The organism is Ruegeria sp. A3M17 (assembly GCF_003318255.1).
Taxonomy (GTDB): domain Bacteria; phylum Pseudomonadota; class Alphaproteobacteria; order Rhodobacterales; family Rhodobacteraceae; genus Ruegeria.
Genome location: NZ_QOCF01000038.1, coordinates 1 through 22,116 on the forward strand (window position 1 = coordinate 1; position 22,116 = coordinate 22,116).

Genomic DNA, 22,116 nt, shown 5'->3' on the forward strand with positions numbered 1-22,116 from the left:
AGTAAGCAAACGCCGCGAGACGCACCTACTCCTCCCAATCGGTGCTATCGCGCAGGGCAGGTCGAAAGACCTGCCCTTTCTTTTTGTGCTGCGCTCGCATAGTCTTTGCTGCAATGCATCATCCTTGGGGAGGGTAAACGGTGTCGGAACAAGAAAAACCACTGTTGATCAAACGTTACGCCAGCCGTCGGCTGTATAACACCGAGACCAGTGACTACGTCACGCTTGAAGACATCGCGTCGTTTATTCGGGACGGGCGCGAAGTACAGATCATAGACCTGAAGTCAGGTGATGATCTGACGCGGCAATATCTGCTGCAAATCATTGCTGAACACGAAAGCCGCGGCGAAAATGTGCTGCCGGTCAATGTGCTGAACGATCTTGTGCGCAGCTACATGCTGCCGGGTGGCGGTGTGATGCCGCAATTCCTGCAAAGCTCATTCGAGATGCTGCGGGAAAACCAGAGCAAGATGATGGAAAACATGAGCGCGATGAATCCGATGTCTCAGATGCCGGGGTTCGATGCAATGCAGGCGCAGCAGCAAGCATTCCTGAAAGCCATGACTGGTGGTCTGTCCGGCGGATGGTCCGGCCCGGACAAAGACGATGACGCCAAATCCGAGCCCAAGGAAGATTTGGACGACATCAAAAAACAGTTGGCGGAACTGCAGCAAAAGCTGTCCAAACTTAACTGACGCGGCCAAAAATGCGCTGGTTGATCCTGAGTATCACGCTACTTTGGATGCAACCCGCGTTGTCGCAAGGTGTATTCTCGGACCAGTGGACCCAAGTTTGTACATTGGGGACACGGGCCGCAGCCGGATGTGACGCGATTCGTGCGCGTGAGATTCTCGCGGCCGATCAGCCCTCGTGGCGCGCGATTGGACGTGTTAATTTTGCCAGTCGGGATCAGAAGTCTCACTGCACCGGTGTTCTTGTTTCGGACAATCTTGTCCTGACCGCGGCGCATTGCCTGTACAACACACCGCGTCAGCGGTGGATTCCACCTTCAAGCATCCGTTTTGCCGCCGGTTATCAGCGCGGAGAAGCCGCTGCGGTTTCAGCCGTGAAAAGGTATCGAGTCCATCCCGAACAGGGTGTTGAGGGCCGGTTTGATGACAGAGCGGACCTGGATTGGGCGGTTCTGGAACTCAGCGCGCCGATCGGGCTGCAGGTCGGTTATCTACCCCTGGCGGATGATAGCGCGACCGCAACATTTGTTGCGGGGTATCCCGGTATCCGGCCCCATGTGCTGAGCAAAACAAAACCCTGCCAACCGCACCGCCATTCAAGCGGAGTTTTGTTGGCGACATGTCCGGTCATGATGGGGGATTCTGGTGCACCTTTGTTGGTTAGGACGGAAACCGGTTTGCAGGTTTTCGGAATTCTATCCCGCGTGGCTGCAACCCCCAAAGGGATCACAGCGCTGTTTTTGCCGGTCGATCTGTTTGACCTTGGACCTTAGTCGTCGTCAGGTTCCATACACTGGAACCGGGCCGGTAACCTCGCCCACAGACGCCAGCAGGATATCTGAAATCACGTCCAGCTCTTCGCGCGTCAGGCGCACAGGCAGACGGACGTCGCAGGCTTTCATAAGCATTGCGCGGGTTTGCGGTAGCTCGAACTTTTCCGGCAGGAATTGCCAGTTCCAGAACGCGCGCGCATTGTCCTGGCTCAGGCCAAAGACCTGAACTTTGACGCCACGCGCCTCAGTCGCCGCAGCAAAGGCGCGGATATCGTTGTCGTCCATGTCCACTAGGTTGAACTGTATAGAATCCGGCGCCCGACGTTCAGGCGCCAGAGGGGCGGGGACGTCGATATGGGGCGATGTATTCAATCGGTCGGCAACATAGTCGTGGTTGGACAGGCCATCACGCACACGGCGCGCAAGTTCCGGGATTTGTGGCCGGATCACCGCAGCGCTGAGATTGCTCATCCGCAAGTTATAGAGCGGTAATTGGTTCTGCCAGCGGGCGAACGCCTGCTCCAACTCGGGCGAGTTGTCGCCTTGCGGTCCTTTGTGCTTCTTCCAGTTATGTTCATACGCGCCCGACATGATCACGGCTTGCACCACCAGATCGGCATCATCGGTGATCAGAATACCGCCTTCGCCTGCGTTAATCATCTTGTAGGACTGGAACGAGAAACAGCCGATCTTGCCGATCGTGCCGATATTGCGCCCGTGCCAAGTTGTGCCCAGCGAGTGCGCCGCGTCCTCGATCACAGGGATGTCGCGTGCGTCACACAGCGCCATGATGGCATCCATGTCCGAAGTGTGGCCGCGCATATGGCTGATGATCACGGCCTGAACTTCGTCCAGCTTGGCTTCGAAATCCGCCATGTCGATGCGATAATTCTCACCCACTTCGCACAGGACCGGGATGCAGTCCGCATGAAGGACCGAGGACGGAACGGCGGCAAAAGTGAAGCCAGGGATCAAAACCCGCGCATCCCGCGGCAGACCGAGCGCCTTGAGCGACAGGAACAGGGCAGCCGAGCAGGACGAAACAGCCAGCGCGTATTTACTGCCGAGCAACTGGGCAAACTCGGCCTCAAGCAAGGCAACCGGTGCGTCTTGCGGTGCGGTATAGCGAAACAGATCGCCTGACTGCATTAAGGCGTCGATGGCTTCTTTTGCTGCTGGGGGGATTGGTTCGGCGGCATGTACGTTTGGCGGAAGCGTCATATTTGATTTTCCCAAATTCTATCTTTGGGAAAGATAAAGCTAAACAAAATGCAATCCAAGCCTTCATTCGCCCCTAAGGCGAAATTTCACCGATCTGTCAAAATTCCCAAATGTTAGAAGCCCAACCGGTCCCGTAGCGCGAACCATGTCATCGCAAGCACCAGCAGCGGGCTGCGCAGGGCAGGTCCTCCGGGAAAGGGAAGGGCGGGGACGCGGGCCATCGTGTCGAACCCTTCGGCTTGCCCCTGGATGGCCAGTGCCATCAGTTGGCCCGCATGCGTGGCCGTGCCGACCCCATGCCCGGAATAACCCGACGCGGACAGGATATTGGGCGCGATCCGCGCCAGATACGGCATTCGGCGCATTGTGATGGCCAGAGTGCCGCCCCAAGCGTAGTCGATCTTTACATCCCTTAAGTGCGGAAAGATCTCGGCCATGGGTTTGCGCACTGTTGCCGCAATGTCACTGGGAAAACGGTAGCCGTAGCTTTCGCCGCCGCCGAACAGCAGGCGACCATCGGCGCTAAGGCGGAAGTAATTCACCACGAACTTGGTGTCGGCGACAGCCACGTCTTTTGTCAGGACGTGGGCGGTATCAGCGCCCAAAGGCTCGGTCGCGGCGATGAAGTTGTTGATAGGCATGACCTTTGTGGCCACCTTGCGGTTCAGATCGCCGAGATATCCGTTGCAGGCAAGAATGACGTGGTCTGCTGTCACATTGCCCTGCGCGGATTTCACAACGACTGGTGTGGTTTCTCCGACGCCAAGAACCTCGGTCCTTTCACAGATGCGTACGCCTGCTTTTGCCGCTGCCTGGGCCAGCCCCAACGCAAAATTCAACGGGTGCAGATGCGCCGCGCCCATATCCAGGTAACCCCCGCGATAGGCAGGTGAGGGACACAGCGCGTGGCCGGCGCCTTCGTCCAGAACCTTGATCTGGTCATAGCCATAGCGGTCGGACAGATGCGCTGCGTGGTCATGAAGCTCCTGCTGTTCACCATTGCTGAGGCCCAAAACGGCCACGCCGGGTTTCAAGTCACAGTCGATCTGGTGTTTCGCAATCAGCGATTTGACCAGATCTTTTGCGTCCTCGGCCAGATCCCACAGCTTGGCGGCGTCATCATCGCCGACCAGTCGCTCGAGGTCTTCCTGATCCATCCGCTGTGCACTGCCCAGCTGACCGCCATTGCGGCCAGATGCCCCAAAGCCAACGCGGTGTGCCTCGAGCAGGATGACGTCGAACCCTGCTTCGGCCAGATGCAACGCGGCGGATAGGCCGGTATACCCGCCGCCCACGATGCAAACATCAGCCTTCACATCGCCGGACAGCGTGGGGAAGCGGTCCACCGGATTGGCCGTCGCAGCGTACCAGCTGGCCGGGTATTCGGCCTTGCGGTCATTTGAATAAAGCAGGTTCATTGGGTGCCTCAGACATTCATCAGCAGGTGTTCGCGCTCCCACGGAGAGATGACCTGCAGGAATTCCTCGTACTCGGCCCGTTTGACGATGCCATAGACGCGGGCGAACTCAGGGCCCAGAACTTCGTGCAAGGCAGTGGCCTCATCAAACAGGTCCAAAGCGTTGCCCATAACCTGCGGGATATCACCTTCGCCCTCATATGCGTCACCATAGAATTGGCGGCGCGGGCGTTCTTGCCGGGTCAGGCCCAGGTAACCACAGGCCAGGGACAGCGCGATGCCCAGATAGGGGTTGCAATCCATCCCTGCGATCCGGTTTTCCACGCGGCGTGCCTCGGGGCCGGACAGGGGCACGCGAATGCCCGTGGTGCGATTGTCACGCGCCCATTCCAGATTGATCGGCGCGGCGTGGTCTTTCACATAACGGCGGTAGGAATTCACGTATGGGGCCATCACGGCCAGACCTGCAGGCAAGTGGTTCTGCAAGCCGGCGATGAAGTTGTAGAACGCGTCCGTTTCACCGCCCTGAGGACCGGAAAAGATGTTCTGGCCTGTTTCCATGTCGATAATCGAGTGGTGGATGTGCATGGCCGAGCCTGGCTCATCCTCGATCGGTTTTGCCATGAACGTGGCAAAGCAGTTGTGGCGCAGCGCGGCCTCGCGGATCAGACGTTTGAAGTAGAACACTTCGTCGGCCAGTTTGACCGGGTCGCCATGGCGTAGGTTGATTTCCAGCTGACCCGCGCCGCCTTCCTGCGTGATGCCGTCAATTTCGAACCCTTGATGCTCGGCGAAATCATAGATGTCGTCGATCACAGGTCCGAACTCGTCCACCGCGGTCATCGAATAGGCCTGCCGCGCGGCTGCCGGACGACCCGAACGGCCCATCATCGGTTTGATGCCCTGTGCCGGGTCGACATTGGGTGCGACCAGAAAGAACTCCATTTCCGGTGCTACGACCGGTTTCCATCCCTTGTCGTGATACAGTTGCACGACGCGTTTCAGAACATTTCGCGGGCTGAAAGGGATCGGCTTGTCGTCCCGATCATAGGCGTCGTGAATAACCTGCAATGTCCAGTCACCTGTCCACGGCGCGGCAGATACGGTCGAGAAATCAGGTTTCAGGATCATATCCCGTTCGATGAACCCGTCCTCACCCGCTGCTTCGCCCCAATCGCCGGTGATGGTTTGATAAAAGATGCTGTCGGGCAGGTGGAAATAAGTCTGCCGCGCGAATTTGCTGGCAGGTACGGCCTTGCCACGCGCGATGCCCGGCAGGTCCGAGATGATGCATTCAACCTCATCCAACCGGTGGCCGGAGATATAGGTTTTTGCTGCTTCTGGCAGCTGGTCTGTCCAGTCGGCCATCAGGCCCTCTCTTTCTTCAGAAATTCTGCCATGTGCCGTCCGATGGTCGCGTTGTCGTCGGGGCCGGGCAGCCGGTTGGCGGCCGCTTCCATCAACGGGTCGGGAACGACACCCTTGCCGCGCGTTTCCATCAAGCCCTGGATAAAGGTATCGCCGTATTCCGGGTGGGCCTGCACGGTCCAGATGTTGTCGCCGTAACTGACCATCGCATTGCGGCAAAAGTCGTTGCTGCCTGTCACGCGTGCGCCTTCGGGCAGCTCAACCACCTGATCCTGATGCCAGGCATTCAGGGTGACGGATTGGCCTTCCAAGTCATATTCGGTGCGCCCGACGGCCCAGCCACCGGTAAATTTTTCGACTTTGCCGCCAAGCGCCTGCGCGATGATCTGGTGGCCAAAGCACACACCGATCAGCGGACGACCGCTGTGTTGAATGGCGCGGATCAGATCTTCGAGCGGTGGTATCCACGCATGATCCTCATACGCGCCATGGCGCGAGCCGGTGATGATCCAGCCATCAGCCTGAAACGCGTCCTTGGGGAACTGGCCGTCTACAACGGCGAAGGTTTGGTAGGTAAAACCGTTGCCGTCCAGCAGCGCGGCAAACATCGCGTCATATTCGCTGAATTGGTCGTGCAGTTCATCAGGTGGATGGCCGGTCAGTAGGATGCCGATTTTCATGGGTCACCAAATTTGATCAAATTTATTCTAGCCCAGTAGATACGGGCGGGCAAGAGGGCTCATACGGCTTCGACATAGCTCAGCCAATGGTTTTCGGATGGACGCTCGGCAAACCGCCTGATTTCCTGTCGCTTGGTCATGGCGAAATAGCGGATCAGATCGGCGGGAAAGATGCGCGCGACATTGGGGTCTGTTTCGAATGCTGCAATGGCTTGGGTCCAGTCGGCAGCCAATTGCGGCAGCCCGTCGACCTCATAGGCATTGCCCGAAATCGGGGCAGGCGGTTCCGACTGATCTTCGATGCCGTTCATGGCGCCCCCCAGAACAGCGGCCAACATCAGATAGGGGTTGATGTCCCCACCGGCGACGCGGTGTTCGATCCGTCGTGCGACCGGCGCGCCACCGGGAATACGCACAGCCGCAGTGCGGTTCTCATAGGCCCAACACGCACCGGTTGGGGCGTGCGCGCCCGGGATCAGGCGCGTGAATGAGTTCCCGTGCGGTGCGAAGACAAGCGTACATCCGGGCATCGCGGCCAGGCATCCCGCCACGGCCCAACGAAGCAGATCGGTGCCTTCGGGGCCGCCATTATCGAAAACGTTGCGGCCCTGTTGGTCCACGACCGAGAAATGGACATGCATCCCGTTGCCAGCGTCATCGGCGTAGGGTTTCGCCATGAAGGTTGCGGTGAACCCGTGTTTACGGGCAAGGCCACGCGCCAAGGCCTTGAAAAGCCATGTATCATCGGCACAGCGCATGGCGTTTTGGTGATTCAGGTTGATTTCGAACTGGCCAATACCGCTTTCCGAGATGGCGGTTTGCGCGGGAATTCCCATCGCAGCGCACCCGTCATAAAGGTCGGTGAAGAACGCATCGAAGGCATCCATTTCTGCCATCGACAGGACTGCTTCATCCTCCAACCGTCGCCGGGTCACAGGATTGACCGGCGGCTGCGGATGCGCACCCGAGGCGTCGAGCAAGGTGAACTCCAGCTCTGTCGCCGCAATGACCGACCAGCCGCGCTGTGCATAGCGATCAAGAACAGACGCAAGTGCATGCCTGGGGTCGCCAGCAAACGGGGTGCCTTCGTCGTCATGCAGGCACATGGGGACAAGGGCGGTTTCCGTTTCCAGCCAAGGCACTGGCACCGGGCCGCGCTCGGTCGGAAGCAAGACACCATCCGCGTCACCGGATTCGAATACCAACGGGCTGCCGTCGATATCCGCGCCCCACAGGTCGACATTCAACGCTGAAAACGGCATGCGCAGCGTGCCTTTGTCCAGCTTGTCGGCGTAAGAGGGCGGCACACGCTTGCCTCGCATCTGACCATTCAGATCACATGCGGCAACGCGAAAACTGTGCAGGGCACTCAGATCCATCACTGACTCCATTACTCTGGCTACCTGAGGTGTAATAGAGGCGCGACCCGTTGTCACGAAATTTGATCAAATTTTGACTCGCCGAAAAATAACCCGCGCCAAACCGGTGGAATTGGCGCGGGGTGAGATGCTTAGGCGAAGCTGACGCCGTTTTCAGCCATGGGCAGCTCGGCGACCAGATCGCCGGACATGGCGTTAATCGCGTTTGCGAGCGCCGGTGCCGAGGGCGGCGTGCCTGGCTCACCAACGCCCGTTGGGGCCTCGGCTGATGGCACGATGTGCACGTCAATCGCGGCAATGTCGCCGATCCGCAAAGGCTCGTAATCGGGGAAGTTGAATTGATCCACGGTGCCGCCTGTCAGGGTGATCTGATCACGCATCACATGACCGATGCCGTAACCAATCCCGCCTTCCATCTGGGCGCGGACAATGTCCGGGTTGACGGCAATCCCGCAATCCACGGCGCAAGTGACCTTTTCGATCTTGATGCCGGTTTCGGGATCGCCCGAAACCTCGACCACTTCGGCCGCATAAGACCCAAAGGACTTGTGAACCGCAATCCCCTGTGACCGACCGACAGGCGCATTGCCCCAACCCGCCTTTTCAGCAGCCAGTTTCAGGACATTCGCCTTGCGCTTCTGATCAGGATCGCTGGCGTCTGCCAGATGTGCCAGACGAAATTCGACTGGGTCGCGGCCAGCGGCGTTGGCAGCCAAATCCATCATCGTTTCCATGACATAGGCCGTGTGGGTGTGCCCCACGGATCGCCACCACAAAACGGAGGTTGCCTTTGGAGTATCTGTCAGCCCAAGCGACATGCCGGGGATTTGGTAGGGGCTGTCGGCAATTCCTTCGATCGAGCTGTGATCGACGCCGTCGTGAACGGCGAAGGATTCGAACGCTGTCCCCTTCATGATCGATTGGCCAGCCACCTGATGCCGCCAGCCGACGATTTCGCCATTTCCATCCAATCCGACACGCACTTTGTGACCAAAGGCAGGGCGGTAATAACCGCTGCGAATGTCATCTTCGCGGGTCCAGACAAGCTTGACCGGGCGCGTTCGGTCGGTGACCACAAAGGCCAGAGCCGCCTCAACCTGATAATCCGCATCTGGCGTCGCCCGCCGTCCAAAGGATCCGCCGGCCAGCATTGTTTTGATGTGAATCTTTTCTGGCGGCAGTTGGAAGATCTGCTGAAAGGCCATATGCGGACCAGTCGGCGATTGCGCACCGTCGTGCAGGACAATGTCGCCCTCGGCGGTTTGCTCGATGGTGCAGTTCAGAGGTTCCATCGGCGCGTGGGCCAGCAGGGGAAAGTAGAAGGTCTTTTCAACGACCTTGTCTGCGCCATCGATGGCCGCCGACACCGCTGCGACGTCCGCCTTGTTCACGTTATACGCAGCTTCGGCGTCCAGAGCGGCCATGATTTCAGCCTTGATCTGGTCCGAGTCGCGGGTCTCAGATCCGGACGTGTCCCACTCGACCTCAAGCGCGTCGCGCGCCTGAATGGCGGCCCAGGTGTTTTCGGCATAGACAGCGACACCCGCCTGATTGGGCAGGATGGCGGCACTGATATAGCCTTTGACCTCTTTTGACGCGCTGTCGTCAAAGCCGTTGGCGATGCCACCCTTCGATTCGGGCCGTTTGATCATGGCGACCATCTGGTTCGGCAGATGGACGTCCATCGCGTACATCGCCTGACCATTGCCTTTGATTGCCGAATCCTTGCGGCGCACCGTCTCGTTGCCGATCAGACGAAACTCTGACGGGTCTTTCAGGCGTGGCTCGACTGGGGCCTCCAGTTGAGAGGCCGCGGCCACGAATTCAGCGATTGGGGCCGATTTGTCGCCGGCCTTGACGATACCTTCCTCAATGGTGATGCCGGATGCGTCCACGCCCCAGCTTTGCGCAGCGGCATTGATCAGCATCTCACGCGCCGCCGCACCTGCCTGGCGATACTGCATCCACGAGTTCGCCATTGCGGTCGATCCGCCGGTGCCTTGAAACGGGCCAAACAACAGGTTGTTGTAGACCTGCGGGTTGGACGGCGCGAATTCGTACTCGATCTGGTCCATTGTCAGGCCGATTTCCTCGGCGATCAGCGTCGGCAGACCGGTCGCAGGACCTTGGCCCTTTTCAAAATGCTTGACGATGGCCGTTACGGTTCCATCGGCGTCGATTTTGACGAATGGGTTGAATTGAGTGGTGTCAGAAGGGGCAGCCGCCAGCGCCCCATCAGGGCGCGCGCCAACCAGAAGAACGGCACCGGTAGCAGCAGCACCTTTCAGAAATTCGCGGCGAGAGGTGTTGAGGGTCATGGATCAGGCCTCCAGGATTTCTGATGCGCGCTGGATACCGGCGCGGATGCGTTGATAGGTGGCGCAACGGCAGGCGTTGCCGTGCATGTACTCGTCGATTTCTTCGACGCTGGGCTTGGAGTTCTCTGAAAGTAGACCGACCGCCGACATGACCTGCCCCGACTGGCAATAGCCGCATTGGACCACGTCCAGCTCGACCCAGGCTTGCTGAACAGCCGCCCCGATCTTGTCGTCGCCAACGGCCTCAATCGTGGTGATCTCAGCGTCTTCGACGTCCTCGATATAGGTTTGGCACGAGCGCACGGGCTCACCATTCAGATGCACTGTGCACGCGCCGCAGGATGCGACGCCGCAACCGAATTTGGTTCCGGTCAGCTTAAGTTCGTCCCGGATCACCCACAGCAGGGGCGTGCCGGGTTCGGCGTCGACCGTGTGGGTCTCGCCGTTCAGTTTCAAAGTCAATGCCATGAGGGGGCTCTCCGTGTTGGCTGGTACCTAAAGTGGTAAACTGGCGCGTTTACACTAGGTGAGAAATCCAGACATGTAAACTCGAGAGTTTACGTAGAATTTGACCTCGATCTGTCAATAGGTCTATAGCTTTTAGACATGAACGAATGCACAGCGCCGAATGCGTCCAAACAAGCCCAAATCATCGAAGCGGCCGTGGCTGAATTCCAGGAAAAGGGGTTCGCCGCAGCCAGCATGGACCGCATTTCAGCGCAGGCCGAGGTGTCCAAGCGCACGCTGTACAAGTACTACGAAAGCAAGGAAAACCTGTTTCGATCCATCGTGTTAGAACTGTCCAACCGGTTCGCAGCCGTGCGGGATATCCGCTATGAAAAAGGGCGTGACATTCGTGAGCAGCTAACCAATCTGGCCTGGGCCGAAGGGCGCATTCTGATGCTGCCCGAAGTGATGGCGATGGCGCGGATGGTGATCAGCGAAACCTTGCGCAACCCCGATCTGGCTGCGGCTGCACAGGGCAAACTCGACAAGACCGCGATCTTTATTGAGATGCTGAAGGATGCAGCCGATGACGGGCAGTTGCGGATCGAGAACCCCGAACTGGCAGGGCAGGAATTCATCGGCCTGATCAAGTCCAGAGCTTTCTGGCCGATGGTTTTCTCTGGCAACGTTCTGACCGAAACCGAAATGACCGCGACTATAGACAGCAGCGTCGAGATGATACTGAGCCGTTACGGCGTCTAGTTTTGGTGCGTGATTAGGGCAGGCGGAGTTACTGCTCGCCCCAAGTGGGCCCTTTACGCCGTTAAGTCTGTCGCATGGCCTGCGGCAGGATGAACGGAACCTGAGCTTTAGGCAGGGTGCTGATCGGCAGGTCGATGCCATAAACCTGCAGCATCGTCTGGTCGTTCAGGATCGCAGTTGGTGTGCCTGAGCCCCAAACAGATCCTTCCGACATGACATACACATAGTCGGCAAACAGCGCCGTCAGGTTCAGGTCGTGCATCACCACAACAACGCCGCCGCCTTGTGTGGCGAATTTTCTTGCGACGCCCAGCACAGTGAACTGATGCGCGATGTCCAGGCTTGCAACGGGTTCGTCCAGCAACAGCCATCTGGGCTGATCGTGGTATGTCGCGTCCCAGACTTGGGTCAGAACGCGGGCAAGCTGAACGCGTTGCTGCTCACCCCCCGAAAGGTTCTGGTAAGACCGGTGCTCAAACCCGGCGAGATCGACATGGGCCAGAGCCTTCGCTGGCAGACTGTCATCCGCCGCGGCCAGCCCGTTCGCAAGGCCCAGACGGACGATCTCGAGCACAGTGAAGGGAAAGGCAACGGTTGACGATTGCGGTAGAACCCCGCGCATTGCAGCCAGTTGCCAGGGCTTCAGCTCGGAAATGCTGTGCCCGTTCAGAGAAATCGCTCCATAAGATTCAAGTTCGCCTGATAAGGCTTTGAGTAACGTAGATTTTCCCGAGCCATTCGGGCCGATGATGGCTGTAACTTTTCCGGGTTCTGCGTCAAAGTCCACGCCGTGGAGAATCTCCTTACGGCCGAGTTTGACGTGTATGTTTTCGCCCTTCATCACTTACATTCCCATTGTTCCGTGACGCCGCAGCAGAATCCACAGGAAGACCGGTGCGCCTAAGATTGCAGTTACGATGCCAATCGGCAGTTCGGCCGGTGCCACGATCAGGCGACTGATCATGTCGGCACACAGCAGTAAGCTAGCCCCTAACAGGGCCGAGTTCATCAACAGGCGGTGGTGGTCCGGTCCGGTCGCCAACCGCAGCAGATGCGGCACAACGATACCGATGAAGCCAATGCCTCCGGATACGGCAACGGCGGCTCCGGTTGCGCCGGCCACGGCCAGAATGGCGATGTTCTTGCTGCGCTGAACCGGGATGCCCATGTGCTGTGCCACAGCTTCGCCCATCGCCATGCCGTTCAGCGCACGGGCAAGGAACTGGGCCGTGAACACGGAAATCAAGATGATCGGAGCGGCCGTGGCTGCTTTGGTCCATGTTGCGCCGGCCAGCGAGCCCATGCCCCAGAACGTCAGGTCGCGCAGCTGTTGGTCATCGGCCATGTAGACCAGAACCCCGGACACAGCGCCCGACAGCGCACCCAATGCGATCCCTGCCAACAGCATGGTTGCAACCGATGTCTGCCCGCCTCGTGTTGAAACGCGATAGAGCAGCAAAACGGACGTCCACCCGCCCAGAAATGCCGCCACGGCGACCAAGCTATTACCGACCCAGGCCAGAATGGAGGCGGGCAGGTACGCACCGAGGATGATCGCGGAAATCGCGCCCAGACCGGCACCTGCGCTGACGCCCACAATTCCGGGGTCAGCCAAAGGGTTGCGAAACAGGCCCTGCATCACCACGCCGGAGACGGCCAGGGCAGCGCCGACCAAAATCCCCATGGCCAGCCGGGGCAGTCGAATATCCCACAGGACGATCCGGTCGAGGTCCGAAATGTCCCGCCCTGCAATCAGGTCTGCGAATGCTGCGCGAACGGATGCGTCCGACGCGCCGACCGAGATGCTGCAGATGCTGGTGAAGACCAACAGCGCCAAAAGGGCCAGAGTGACCCGGCGCGCCGTCACGCGGCGGTCGAGGGCAGCCACGTTGAGCCCATCGTGATCCATTGCAAGGGTCATGAGCCGCTTTTTCTCTGCAATTCCGCCGACAGATCAGCAATCGCCTCGGCCGTTCGGGGACCAAAGCCCAGCAGATAAGCCCCCTGCATGCGGATCAGACGTTTTTTCTGTCCAGCGGGCGTCAGCTTGATGGCTGGCATGGCAAACAGGTCTTCATTGGCGGTGATGTGGTTGCCTTGCCGATCCATCATCAGGATCACGTCTGGCGCGGTTGTGGCGATCGCTTCGGGTGTCATGGGTTTGAAACCCGATACGTTGCCAGCTGCGTTCACGCCGCCAGCCAGACGAATGATACTGTCTGCCTGCGTGTCCGCGCCGCCAACCATAATGCGATTATCCTGAGCTGACAGGACAAACAGAACCCGGGGTGTGCCGCCCACCGAAACATCAACTGCATTCGAATGGGCCCCGTCAATCTTGGCACCGGTCTGAGCGGCAAGCTCTTCCGCGGCTTCGTCAACACCCAGCGCGGCCCCGACAGCCCGGATTTTTTCCACCACGCCGTCGCGTGAATAGTCTTCACTGATCGAGACGAAGGGCACACCGGCCTCTCTGAGAACCTCGACAGCCTCAGGTGGCCCGGACCCTTCTAAAGCCACGATCAGGTCGGGTTTGACCGACAAGACCCCTTCGGGGGACAGTGCGCGAATATAGCCGACATCGGGCAGGTCCAGCACATCAACCGGGTAGGTTGAGGTCCGATCCCGCCCAACAAGGCGGTCCTGCTGACCCAGGGCATACACGATCTCGGTCACGGAACTGCCGATGGCGATGATGCGGTTGGGTTCTGGTTCATCTGCTGCGATGGCTGATGTTCCGATCACCGCGCTGGCTAGCGCGACGACCGATGAAAACCTGCAAAGGGGGCTCATCACGCCACCTCGGTTTCTTTTTTGGATTGAAGGCCTGCCACCAGTTGTTTCCAGACCGGGCGGTGATCGTTCTCACCTGAACGACGACCAAATATCTGCAGAATAAGACTACCTTCGGCATCGAAGGCCTCAACTGAAACGGCGGGACCGCGTTGGGTGGGTTTGGTCACGGCCCAAACCTCGGCAATATGGTCTGATCGCAGGTGCAGATTGAAACGCGGATCAAGCACGTTGAACCACGGACCCATCTGTTTAAGCGTCTCAACCGACCCACCGTGAATTTCGATGCACCCCCGGTTGCCGACAAAGACCATGACCTCAAGCCCCTGGTCCCGGACCTGTTCGAACATTTGGGAAACCGTTGCCGGTTCAAGCGCGCGAACCAGCGGTTCACCGGCGACGCGGTAAGCGCCCAATCGGTTCATCTTTAGCTTTGAGGTCAGGCGCAGGAACTGGTGTGTATCCGTCATCTTGGCCCACTCGGATCGCAGAAGTTCGACCTTGTCGGTGTTCACCTTGGCGGCCTCGGTTGGCTTTCGCGGCTCAACAACCAGCGTCTGGGATTGGTCATCTACCTTCAATTTGCTAACAAGTTCGTCCCAGTGGTTCAGGTCAGAGCCATCGCGCAGAAAGATCTTGTGCACCGCATCCCCGGCTGCATCAAAGACTTGAATGGATCGCTTTGTCCCTTTGTCCGTTTCACGTTCGATGGCAAAGGCGTGGACCCAATGGCCGGGGAACATGCGCAGGTCAATCTCTTCGGTCAGAACCATCGAAGCATGCGCACCTGAATGGTAGTTGTTGTATTGGCCGACCTTTTCAATGACGCAGGAGGGGTTGCGCGTCAGCGCCATGACCTCACCCAGCCCGTTGAGCATCGGGAAGATGTCATCAAGGCTTGCCGAAAGCCGCGTTACGTCGATACCCGCAAACGCCGCAACGAGTTGACCTTCGGTTATTCCGAGTGATTCCGCCAAGTCGCGGTCACGTTTTCCGGTGTTTTCAACATAGGCTGCACGAATTTGATCCGGGGCCAGAAGCACCTGTTCCGTCATGGGTTTTTCCATCTTCGATTGTCATGGGTGTTGGGCTGGCACGGTCACCGGTGAACGCGATGAACTGCTGGCGACGGTCGTAAGGACGACCAGGAATTTATGTTGACTGTTTTAGTCAACTTTATTAACGAGCACAAGTCGCCAAAAAAGGCGATTCCAAAAATCATAAAAGACTGACCAAGCCAGCGCGGAGCAAGCATTTCCGGTCCTCTTAAAATTTCGAAGGGACAGAAATGCGTTCGCGTATTCAAAAGATGGGGTTGCTTGGTACGGTGTCGTGCCTGAGCATGGTAGCGGCTGGTGCTTCGGCGCAGGAGCAGGATGAAGGCTTCCTGGGCACGCTGGAACTGGGCGAAAGCAAGCGGGAAATCCAGACGGATACTGCCGTGCCGGTCACCAATATTGATCAGGAAGAGATCAACGACCGTCAGGCCAACACCGTCGCAGAACTGATTGACACGGTGCCCGGTGTGACGCTGGTCAACGGCTCAACACCGCAAGGGTCGGGGATCAATATCCGTGGGTTCGGTGCCAACGGCACCTTTGGGACCGACCAGAAAGTGCTGATCCTTGTCGATGGGGCGACAACCGGCGCGGAAGAGCTGTATCGGATCGGCAACCAGTTGTTCACGGATCCGCAGCTATACAAAAGCGTCTCAGTCATTCGCGGCACAGTAGGCTCGTTCGAGTACGGCTCGGGCGTTGTGGGCGGCGTGGTTCAGTTGGAAACCAAGGACGCGTCGGACTTCACTGGTGGTGAGCCGGGCTTCCGGCTCCGACAAACGTTCGAGGGGTATTCCAACGGGAACGGCTTTGCGTCGTCCACGATCCTGGCCTGGCAGCCAAACCGCCAGACCGAGTTCCTGTTCAACTATACCTATCGTGATCAGGACGATCAGAAGGATGGTAACGGGGACACGATTGGCAACAGCGCGTTCACGCTGCCGTCGCTGTTGGCCAAGGGAAAGTACAGCTTTGGCGACAATCTCGAGCATTCAATCACCGCGTCCTATAATCAGTCGACGTCAGAAGAACGCGATGTTCCGTATGACTCGTTCGGCACGACCTCGGATTCGTTCGGCAACGTAGACCGCGACATCGAAACAAAAATCGGCATTCTGCGGTATCAATACCGTCCGGCGGGCAACGACCTAATCGATCTGGACGTGAACCTCAGCTACTCGGAGCAGGAGATTGACAGCTCTTACGTGCCCGGGTCCTCAAGCCTGGAAGGAACGCCATTCTTCCCAAGCATTCGTGGGCTGGCTGACGCGACGCACAACTATGAAACCACGAAGCTGACGATCAAGAATACGTCGTACTTCCAAACCGGCGTCGCCGCGCACGACCTGCGCGCCGGGATCGAATTCATCAATCGCGAGCGTCTAGACGCGCCCTCGGCCCCCGGTGGCACCGACCGACGTGTCGCACTGTTTGCCGTGGACGATATTCAGATCGGCGATCAGCTGACCATCACTCCGGCGATCCGGTACGAGACGCAGGACATCAAAGGCGACGGTGATGCACCGGCTCCGCGCAATGAAAGCTATGACAACAACGCGCTGATGGGCGGTTTGTCTGCACGGTACGAGTTTGCCAGCGGTTTTGCCGTGTTCGGCAGTGGGGCATACACGGAAAACCTGCCGATTATCGACGATCTGGGCACGCCAGCATACATGACCCAACCTGAAAAATCGCGCACATGGGAAGCAGGGTTCTCGTACAACCGTGGCGATGTACTTGCTGCAGGCGATGTGGTCCGGGCCAAGGTCAATTTCTACAAGACAGATCTGTGGGACATTACGTCTTACGTATCTGGCCGGCCTTCGCGCCCGCTGCAGGAAGTTGAAACCAAGGGCGTTGAAATCGAGGCATCCTATGCCAGTGCGGCTGGGTATTATGTCGACTTCAACGCAAACATCGTCAAAGGGACTGAAACCAGCTCGCTTGGCGTGGACTCACCATGGCGGAACGAGCCGACAGACTCGGCGCGGGTAACAGTCGGCAAACGCTTTGGCGAAACTCTGGACGTCAGCTGGGAGCTGTTCGGCGCCAAATCCGGCACCGATTCCAGCGGAGATCCGGTTGCTGGCTATGGCGTGAACACCATGCGCGCGACCTATCTGCCGCAGGAAGGCGCGTTTCAGGGTTTCGAAGTTCGCGCAGGCGTCGAGAACATCTTTGACAAGAACTATCTGCCGAACCTTTCGACCCGCAACTCACCGGGCCGGAACTTCAAGCTGACTCTGGCCAAAACCTTCTGATCCATACGAAAGGACCAGTCATGCAGACAACAATCAAAAGAAATGCTCGGGTGGTCCTGCTGACCCTGCTCCCATTTTTGGGGGCAGGGATTGCCGGCGCAGAGGAAACGCAAAAGCCCGGCGGCGTATCAATCGAGCTCAGCAGCGCCGAGGCAAAGGGTGAAAGCTGTTTGCTAAGCTTTGTCGCTGAAAACGCCTATGACATCGATATTGAAGGCGCGGTCTATGAGACCGTCCTTTTCGGCGCAGAAGGTCAGGTGGCCCTGCTGACACTGTTGGACTTTGCCGAGCTGCCTTCGGGCAAGCCCCGTGTACGGCAGTTCCAGTTCAACGACATGGCCTGCGATCAGATCAGCCGAATACTGATCAACGGCGTGCAGGATTGCGTGACACAATCTGACATGACCGATGCCTGCATGTCCGGGCTTACGCTCACAAGCCGTCTTGAAACGGAAGTGATCGGGTGAGGTTATGGACGCAGTCATAAGAAAAGTAATGGAAATTCTGGAATTGGGCGGTCCGGTTGTTGCCATCCTGATCCTGACCTCAATCGCAACGCTTTCGTTGGTTCTGTACAAGCTTTGGCAGTTTCGCGCCGCAGGTGTCGGTCGTCATATTGAGCTTTCGCGGGCTATTCAGGCCTGGGATCGCAGGGACTTTGCCGAGACAAGGGCGCATCTGGGCAAAAGTCGCAGCTACCTTGCCCCGGTAATCGCGATGGCCTTGTCTGGTGAGGATCGCACCCTGTCCGAGCGTACCGACGCCGAGGCCGAAGCGCGGTTTGCCCAACTTGAGCAAGGGTTCAACGTCTTGGATATGGTCGCCCAACTTGCACCGCTTCTGGGGCTTTTCGGGACCGTATTGGGCATGATCGAGGCGTTCCAAACCCTACAGGGCGCGGGCAATTCCGTTGATCCATCGCTGCTTGCCGGTGGTATTTGGGTGGCCCTGTTGACGACCGCCGCCGGCCTTGCGGTCGCCATGCCGACCTCGATGGTTCTGACTTGGTTTGAGGCCCGCATGAACCGAGAGCGTACCTTTGCCAACCGCGCTTTGAGAACTGTGTTTGCACCGGGCTATGCTGAAGACGCGCCAGTGGCTGATCAAACCCCGCAGCCGGTTTTCGCCCATGGCACTTAACGTCCGCAGAAGACGGCGCAGGCGCTTGTCGATGACATCCTTGATTGACGTCATCTTTCTGCTGTTGCTGTTCTTTATGCTGACGTCGACGTTCTCCAAGTATGGCGAAATCGAATTTGCCACTGCCGCAGCCGGAGGTGCGAAAACTGACCGGGTGATCCGCTTTGTCAAACTCGAGGCTGACCGGATTCTGGTTGATGGCGCGCTTGCCGCGTTCGAAGACATGGCCACGGTGATGGCGACCGATAAGCCTCAGACCGCGTTGATCAGTCTTGGACAGAACGCAACTTCGCAACAGCTGATTGATCTGCTTTCGGTGCTGAAAGGCATCGACCATTTGCGCCCGCAGGTGATCGGATGATTCAACTCAAACGCAAGGCAAAACAGGGTCGAGAGCCAACGATCGCGCTGATCAATGTCGTCTTTCTGATGCTCATCTTTTTCATGATCGCAGGCACGCTTGCACCGCCGCTGAGCAAATCGGTGAAGCTTGTGGAAACCAGCGATCTGGACGGTCGTGAGCCACCCGACGCGTTGGTCATTCGAAGCGATGGGACGCTGGAGTACCGGGGCGCCGAACTGACCGGTGTTGATGCATATGTGGAACGCGCGTCGATCAACCTGCCATTGGATGATGTTCGCGTTGTGCCGGACCGGGCTTTGCCTGCTGTTCGGCTGAAAGAGGTCAGTGATACCTTGCGCGCGCTGGGTGCAAAAAGGGTGTACGTGGTCACAGAAAGGGGTTTGCAATGATACCCAGATCTCGTGGCGTAGCTGTTGCGGCCTTGGCGCTGGCCGCAGCCACCCATGTTCTTGCCCTGCATGACTTTTCCGCAGGTGAACCGGTGCTTGTCGAAGGTGGCGGGTCGGGCGAGGTTGCTGCGCTGGGGGATGCTTTCAAGGACTATGTGACCGGGGCCACCGCCTCGGCGCCCGCTACTGCACATCAACCGACCGTCGCACCGACACAGCAACAAAATGCGGTCAGCCCAACCTCTCAAGCCCGGGCGTCAGTTCCCAGGGCGATCAAGCATACTGTCGCCGACAGCAAAGCGGCCGTCGCGGTGACCCATCGACAAGCATCCACCGAAGCGCAAGAAGCAGTGCCGTCAGAGACCGAAGCCGTCGCGAAAACCCCAGCCGTGAAACCGGCGGACCCGACCAAACAAAAGGTCGATCAGGTTGCGTCGCAGGCAGGGAATTCTGAAAAGAGCGCCAGAAAAGGCAATGTATCGGGAAAAACCAGCAAAGGTGCTGAGACGGCCAAAAAGACAAGTTCCATAGCGGCTGGGCAGGGTAACGCTGAGGTCAGCAATTACAGAGGGCACGTGATGCGCAAAATCACCCGTGCCCGACGTAAGACCGTCAATATTCGTGGTGCGGTGCTGGTGAGTTTTCGTATTGGTGACAATGGGACGCTGGTAAGTGTCACCGTCAAGCGCAGCTCGGGGTCGAAACGACTGGATCAGGTGGCACTTGCGCAGGTACGCGCGGCAGCGCCGTTTCAGTCACCACCTGCCGCAGCCCGTCGTGATTACATGATTGAGATCGTTGGGAAGTAAAAACAACTTGCGCTGCCCGATCAGAGTTTTGAATCAGACAGAAGGCGGCGCTTTTCGGCCATTGCCTCACGGCGGCGTCTTTCAATGCCAAGCTTGAAGGACTCTTCAACAAAGTCGATGTGGTCATACGCAGCCTTTTCCGCACGTGCTTCGTCGCCTGCGATGACCGCCATTCCCAGTTCGCGATGCTGCTCCATCAACAGCTTGCCTGTGCCGTCGATGGTTTTAAGGAAGTCACGATTATAAAACACGCCTTGGCGCGTGAGCTCGTAGATCGAAGCCATCATGTGGATGAGCGTCGCGTTTTGGCTGGCGTCCACAATCGCGGCGTGCAGCGCAAAGTCAGCCTCGCGCGATGCAAGTGCATCCTTCTCGCGCCAGGCGCGTTCATCCTCGGCCAGGATATCCGTGATCCGTTCCTTATCCGCTTTGGTCGCCCGTCGCGCGGCGAGCTTAGCGGCAAAGCCTTCCTGTTCGCGCCTGTATTCGAGATAATCGAAAAAAGCGGGCTCATGGCGTTCGTAAAGCGCCAACAGGGCAGGGAGCATGGCGCTGCCGGTCAACGCAGCTACGAAAGTGCCTTCACCATGCTGTGTCGTCACCAAACCCCGTTCTTCAAGAACCGCCAGCGCCTCACGCAGTTTGGGGCGGGAGACACGAAGGGTTTCTGCCAGATCGCGTTCCGATGGCAGTTTGCGACCCTGCTTGAGAATGCCCGAAGCAATCAGGTCTTCAATCTGAGCCACCACTGCATCCGAGAGTGATTCGTGCCCGATCGGTTCGAAAATCGCTGTCGTATTCATCGTGGTATGCCTTTTTGAAGAAGATTCAAAACCCCTTTGGTAAAGAAAAATAACCTTTGAGTGTATGTTTTTCAATAGCTGACTTAGCGGGTCAATTTTTCGGATATTCTGGTTCGCAACTGTTTAACAGTAAACAAGAAATGCCGAAACACTTGCCTGAGTACCTTCAGCAGAGATCTTCTTAAGTTTAGGCGATCTGGGTCATCTCTAGGCAAATAGTGATCGAACCAATGGTAAATAAAGTTGTTGACTGAAATGTTTGGTCAACTTTATTTACCAGTGTGGGCGTAGGAAGATCTCGCGTCACAAATTCATCGGACGCCATGTCTGACCGACCCTGGAGGAGATTTCATGAAAAAGACCCTGACGAGCCTTGCCGTGGCTGCCAGCCTGATGGCGGCACCTGCGGTTGCTGCTGACAAACTGCTGCTGAAAACCCCGATTGCTTTCTCGACCGAGCTTCCAGGGTTGGGTTCCCCGATCCCTCGTGTTGCCGAGCAGCTTGACCTGATGTCTGGCGGCACACTGAAGATGAAGGTCTACGAGCCGGGCAAACTGGTCCCGCCGTTCGAAATTCTGGATGCCGTGTCGACTGGCAAGATTAATTCGGGCTACACCACCGCTGGTTACTGGGCAGGTAAAATCCCGGCTGCGCCGCTGTTCTCGGCGGTTCCGTTTGGCCCTGAGGCGGGCGAATACATGGCGTGGCTGTATTACGGCAACGGAATGTCGCTGTACCAAGAGATGTATGACCAAGCGGGCTATAACGTCCACGTCATCCCCTGCGCGGTTATCGCCCCTGAAACGTCGGGCTGGTTCGCGACCGAGATCAACACCCCTGAAGATCTGAGTGGCCTCAAGATGCGCTTCTTCGGTCTGGGTGGAAAAGTCATGCAGAAACTGGGCGTGGCGACTTCGCTGCTGCCGGGTGGTGAAATCTTCCCTGCGCTGGAAAAAGGCGCCATCGACGCGACTGAATTCTCGATGCCTGCCATCGACGCGCGTCTGGGCTTTCACAAACTGGTCAAGTTCAACTATTTCCCTGGCTGGCACCAGCAGGCGACCGTGTTCGAGCTGATGATCAACAAGGATGTCTGGAACGAGACCAGCGAGCAGCACAAGGCGATCATTGAAAACGCCTGTAAGGCATCAATGGCCGACAGCTTTGCCGAAGGCGAAGCCATCCAACATGCGGCCCTGATCGACAACGTTGAAAACAATGGCGTCACCATCAAGCAATGGTCGCCCGAGATGCTGGATACATTCCGCGCAACCTGGGAAGACGTTGCTGCCGAAGAGGCCGCCAACGACGCCTTCTTCGCCAAGGTTCTGGCCGACATGAACGAATTCCGCGATGGCTATGACCTGTGGAAAACAAACGCGTTCCTCCCCCGTCAGTAATCTGACTTACTGACGCGTCCGGGGCGGCGGGCTCCCCCGCC

General features: G+C 58.0%; 22 protein-coding genes. 10 read left to right on the forward strand and 12 right to left on the reverse strand.

Going from position 1 to position 22,116, the window contains the following annotated elements; all coding sequences use genetic code 11:
• Positions 1–140 precede the first annotated feature (140 nt).
• Together phaR and DS906_RS20810 are read left to right on the forward strand one after the other, a co-directional pair.
• On the forward strand, positions 141–695 hold the full coding sequence (gene phaR / locus DS906_RS20805; protein ID WP_058274099.1) for a polyhydroxyalkanoate synthesis repressor PhaR: 555 nt from the start codon (positions 141–143) through the stop codon (positions 693–695).
• An 11-nt stretch (positions 696–706) separates the two neighbouring features.
• On the forward strand, positions 707–1,465 hold the full coding sequence (locus DS906_RS20810; protein ID WP_113791973.1) for a serine protease: 759 nt from the start codon (positions 707–709) through the stop codon (positions 1,463–1,465).
• 6 nt (positions 1,466–1,471) lie between these two features.
• Here DS906_RS20810 and DS906_RS20815 read toward each other — a convergent pair whose 3' ends face one another.
• From DS906_RS20815 to DS906_RS20845, 7 genes are all read right to left on the reverse strand, one after another.
• Positions 1,472–2,686, reverse strand: coding sequence for a DegT/DnrJ/EryC1/StrS aminotransferase family protein (locus DS906_RS20815; protein ID WP_113791974.1), 1,215 nt, complete (start codon positions 2,684–2,686; stop codon positions 1,472–1,474).
• Between the two features lie 113 nt (positions 2,687–2,799).
• Positions 2,800–4,104: an FAD-binding oxidoreductase gene (locus DS906_RS20820; protein ID WP_113791975.1), complete on the reverse strand. Its 1,305-nt coding sequence runs from the start codon at positions 4,102–4,104 to the stop codon at positions 2,800–2,802.
• Positions 4,105–4,112: 8 nt separating this feature from the next.
• Positions 4,113–5,471: a glutamine synthetase family protein gene (locus DS906_RS20825; RefSeq protein ID WP_113791976.1), complete on the reverse strand. Its 1,359-nt coding sequence runs from the start codon at positions 5,469–5,471 to the stop codon at positions 4,113–4,115.
• Positions 5,471–6,151: a type 1 glutamine amidotransferase gene (locus tag DS906_RS20830; protein WP_113791977.1), complete on the reverse strand. Its 681-nt coding sequence runs from the start codon at positions 6,149–6,151 to the stop codon at positions 5,471–5,473. Before DS906_RS20830 ends, DS906_RS20825 begins: the two co-directional genes overlap by 1 nt.
• A 59-nt stretch (positions 6,152–6,210) precedes the next feature.
• Complete coding sequence (locus DS906_RS20835) at positions 6,211–7,530, reverse strand: glutamine synthetase family protein (protein ID WP_113791997.1); 1,320 nt, start codon at positions 7,528–7,530, stop codon at positions 6,211–6,213.
• Between the two features lie 131 nt (positions 7,531–7,661).
• Positions 7,662–9,848, reverse strand: coding sequence for a xanthine dehydrogenase family protein molybdopterin-binding subunit (locus DS906_RS20840; protein ID WP_113791978.1), 2,187 nt, complete (start codon positions 9,846–9,848; stop codon positions 7,662–7,664).
• Between the two features lie 3 nt (positions 9,849–9,851).
• The gene (locus DS906_RS20845) at positions 9,852–10,316 is read right to left on the reverse strand and encodes a (2Fe-2S)-binding protein (protein ID WP_113791979.1); all 465 of its coding nucleotides are present in this window, start codon (positions 10,314–10,316) and stop codon (positions 9,852–9,854) included.
• A gap of 138 nt (positions 10,317–10,454) precedes the next feature.
• On the opposite strand from DS906_RS20845, the gene DS906_RS20850 reads away from it, so the two are divergent.
• Entirely contained in the window at positions 10,455–11,057 is a 603-nt protein-coding gene (locus tag DS906_RS20850) for a TetR/AcrR family transcriptional regulator (protein WP_113791980.1), read from the forward strand.
• A gap of 61 nt (positions 11,058–11,118) precedes the next feature.
• Here DS906_RS20850 and DS906_RS20855 read toward each other — a convergent pair whose 3' ends face one another.
• From DS906_RS20855 to DS906_RS20870, 4 genes are read right to left on the reverse strand one after another with little or no spacing between them, the layout of a single operon-like run.
• On the reverse strand, positions 11,119–11,898 hold the full coding sequence (locus tag DS906_RS20855) for a heme ABC transporter ATP-binding protein (protein WP_113791981.1): 780 nt from the start codon (positions 11,896–11,898) through the stop codon (positions 11,119–11,121).
• Between the two features lie 3 nt (positions 11,899–11,901).
• Positions 11,902–12,978, reverse strand: a complete 1,077-nt coding sequence (locus DS906_RS20860) for an iron ABC transporter permease (RefSeq protein WP_233494874.1) — start codon at positions 12,976–12,978, stop codon at positions 11,902–11,904.
• Complete coding sequence (locus DS906_RS20865; protein ID WP_113791982.1) at positions 12,975–13,850, reverse strand: hemin ABC transporter substrate-binding protein; 876 nt, start codon at positions 13,848–13,850, stop codon at positions 12,975–12,977. The genes DS906_RS20860 and DS906_RS20865 overlap by 4 nt, the downstream gene beginning before the upstream one ends.
• Positions 13,850–14,905, reverse strand: a complete 1,056-nt coding sequence (locus tag DS906_RS20870; RefSeq protein WP_113791999.1) for a hemin-degrading factor — start codon at positions 14,903–14,905, stop codon at positions 13,850–13,852. The genes DS906_RS20865 and DS906_RS20870 overlap by 1 nt, the downstream gene beginning before the upstream one ends.
• 233 nt (positions 14,906–15,138) lie before the next feature.
• On the opposite strand from DS906_RS20870, the gene DS906_RS20875 reads away from it, so the two are divergent.
• Genes DS906_RS20875 through DS906_RS20900 form a run of 6 tightly spaced genes read left to right on the forward strand, consistent with a single transcriptional unit; the run spans position 15,139 to position 19,871 of the window.
• Positions 15,139–17,169 (forward strand): TonB-dependent receptor domain-containing protein, encoded by a 2,031-nt coding sequence (locus tag DS906_RS20875; RefSeq protein ID WP_233494875.1) that lies wholly within the window; start codon positions 15,139–15,141, stop codon positions 17,167–17,169.
• Positions 17,170–17,189: 20 nt separating this feature from the next.
• Positions 17,190–17,636: a hypothetical protein gene (locus DS906_RS20880; protein ID WP_113791983.1), complete on the forward strand. Its 447-nt coding sequence runs from the start codon at positions 17,190–17,192 to the stop codon at positions 17,634–17,636.
• A 28-nt stretch (positions 17,637–17,664) separates the two neighbouring features.
• Positions 17,665–18,309, forward strand: a complete 645-nt coding sequence (locus DS906_RS20885; protein WP_233494876.1) for a MotA/TolQ/ExbB proton channel family protein — start codon at positions 17,665–17,667, stop codon at positions 18,307–18,309.
• Positions 18,299–18,670: a biopolymer transporter ExbD gene (locus tag DS906_RS20890; RefSeq protein WP_255415436.1), complete on the forward strand. Its 372-nt coding sequence runs from the start codon at positions 18,299–18,301 to the stop codon at positions 18,668–18,670. The genes DS906_RS20885 and DS906_RS20890 overlap by 11 nt, the downstream gene beginning before the upstream one ends.
• A complete protein-coding gene (locus tag DS906_RS20895; protein ID WP_113791986.1) occupies positions 18,667–19,062 on the forward strand; it encodes a biopolymer transporter ExbD in 396 nt (131 codons plus the stop codon). The genes DS906_RS20890 and DS906_RS20895 overlap by 4 nt, the downstream gene beginning before the upstream one ends.
• The gene (locus DS906_RS20900) at positions 19,059–19,871 is read left to right on the forward strand and encodes a TonB family protein (RefSeq protein ID WP_113791987.1); all 813 of its coding nucleotides are present in this window, start codon (positions 19,059–19,061) and stop codon (positions 19,869–19,871) included. The genes DS906_RS20895 and DS906_RS20900 overlap by 4 nt, the downstream gene beginning before the upstream one ends.
• A 20-nt stretch (positions 19,872–19,891) precedes the next feature.
• On the opposite strand, the gene DS906_RS20905 is transcribed toward DS906_RS20900, so the two are convergent.
• Positions 19,892–20,674: a FadR/GntR family transcriptional regulator gene (locus DS906_RS20905; RefSeq protein ID WP_113791988.1), complete on the reverse strand. Its 783-nt coding sequence runs from the start codon at positions 20,672–20,674 to the stop codon at positions 19,892–19,894.
• 351 nt (positions 20,675–21,025) lie between these two features.
• Here DS906_RS20905 and DS906_RS20910 point away from each other — a divergent pair, with 351 nt between their 5' ends.
• On the forward strand, positions 21,026–22,075 hold the full coding sequence (locus DS906_RS20910; RefSeq protein ID WP_113791989.1) for a TRAP transporter substrate-binding protein: 1,050 nt from the start codon (positions 21,026–21,028) through the stop codon (positions 22,073–22,075).
• Positions 22,076–22,116: the final 41 nt, after the last annotated feature.

Coding starts and splice junctions, on each gene's coding strand:
- DS906_RS20810 (WP_113791973.1), top strand. CDS start 707: ATGCGCTGGTTGATCCTGAGTATCACGCTACTTTGGATGCAACCCGCG.
- DS906_RS20815 (WP_113791974.1), bottom strand. CDS start 2,686: ATGACGCTTCCGCCAAACGTACATGCCGCCGAACCAATCCCCCCAGCA.
- DS906_RS20820 (WP_113791975.1), bottom strand. CDS start 4,104: ATGAACCTGCTTTATTCAAATGACCGCAAGGCCGAATACCCGGCCAGC.
- DS906_RS20825 (WP_113791976.1), bottom strand. CDS start 5,471: ATGGCCGACTGGACAGACCAGCTGCCAGAAGCAGCAAAAACCTATATC.
- DS906_RS20830 (WP_113791977.1), bottom strand. CDS start 6,151: ATGAAAATCGGCATCCTACTGACCGGCCATCCACCTGATGAACTGCAC.
- DS906_RS20835 (WP_113791997.1), bottom strand. CDS start 7,530: ATGGATCTGAGTGCCCTGCACAGTTTTCGCGTTGCCGCATGTGATCTG.
- DS906_RS20840 (WP_113791978.1), bottom strand. CDS start 9,848: ATGACCCTCAACACCTCTCGCCGCGAATTTCTGAAAGGTGCTGCTGCT.
- DS906_RS20845 (WP_113791979.1), bottom strand. CDS start 10,316: ATGGCATTGACTTTGAAACTGAACGGCGAGACCCACACGGTCGACGCC.
- DS906_RS20850 (WP_113791980.1), top strand. CDS start 10,455: ATGAACGAATGCACAGCGCCGAATGCGTCCAAACAAGCCCAAATCATC.
- DS906_RS20855 (WP_113791981.1), bottom strand. CDS start 11,898: ATGAAGGGCGAAAACATACACGTCAAACTCGGCCGTAAGGAGATTCTC.
- DS906_RS20860 (WP_233494874.1), bottom strand. CDS start 12,978: ATGACCCTTGCAATGGATCACGATGGGCTCAACGTGGCTGCCCTCGAC.
- DS906_RS20865 (WP_113791982.1), bottom strand. CDS start 13,850: ATGAGCCCCCTTTGCAGGTTTTCATCGGTCGTCGCGCTAGCCAGCGCG.
- DS906_RS20870 (WP_113791999.1), bottom strand. CDS start 14,905: ATGACGGAACAGGTGCTTCTGGCCCCGGATCAAATTCGTGCAGCCTAT.
- DS906_RS20875 (WP_233494875.1), top strand. CDS start 15,139: ATGCGTTCGCGTATTCAAAAGATGGGGTTGCTTGGTACGGTGTCGTGC.
- DS906_RS20880 (WP_113791983.1), top strand. CDS start 17,190: ATGCAGACAACAATCAAAAGAAATGCTCGGGTGGTCCTGCTGACCCTG.
- DS906_RS20885 (WP_233494876.1), top strand. CDS start 17,665: ATGGAAATTCTGGAATTGGGCGGTCCGGTTGTTGCCATCCTGATCCTG.
- DS906_RS20890 (WP_255415436.1), top strand. CDS start 18,299: ATGGCACTTAACGTCCGCAGAAGACGGCGCAGGCGCTTGTCGATGACA.
- DS906_RS20895 (WP_113791986.1), top strand. CDS start 18,667: ATGATTCAACTCAAACGCAAGGCAAAACAGGGTCGAGAGCCAACGATC.
- DS906_RS20900 (WP_113791987.1), top strand. CDS start 19,059: ATGATACCCAGATCTCGTGGCGTAGCTGTTGCGGCCTTGGCGCTGGCC.
- DS906_RS20905 (WP_113791988.1), bottom strand. CDS start 20,674: ATGAATACGACAGCGATTTTCGAACCGATCGGGCACGAATCACTCTCG.
- DS906_RS20910 (WP_113791989.1), top strand. CDS start 21,026: ATGAAAAAGACCCTGACGAGCCTTGCCGTGGCTGCCAGCCTGATGGCG.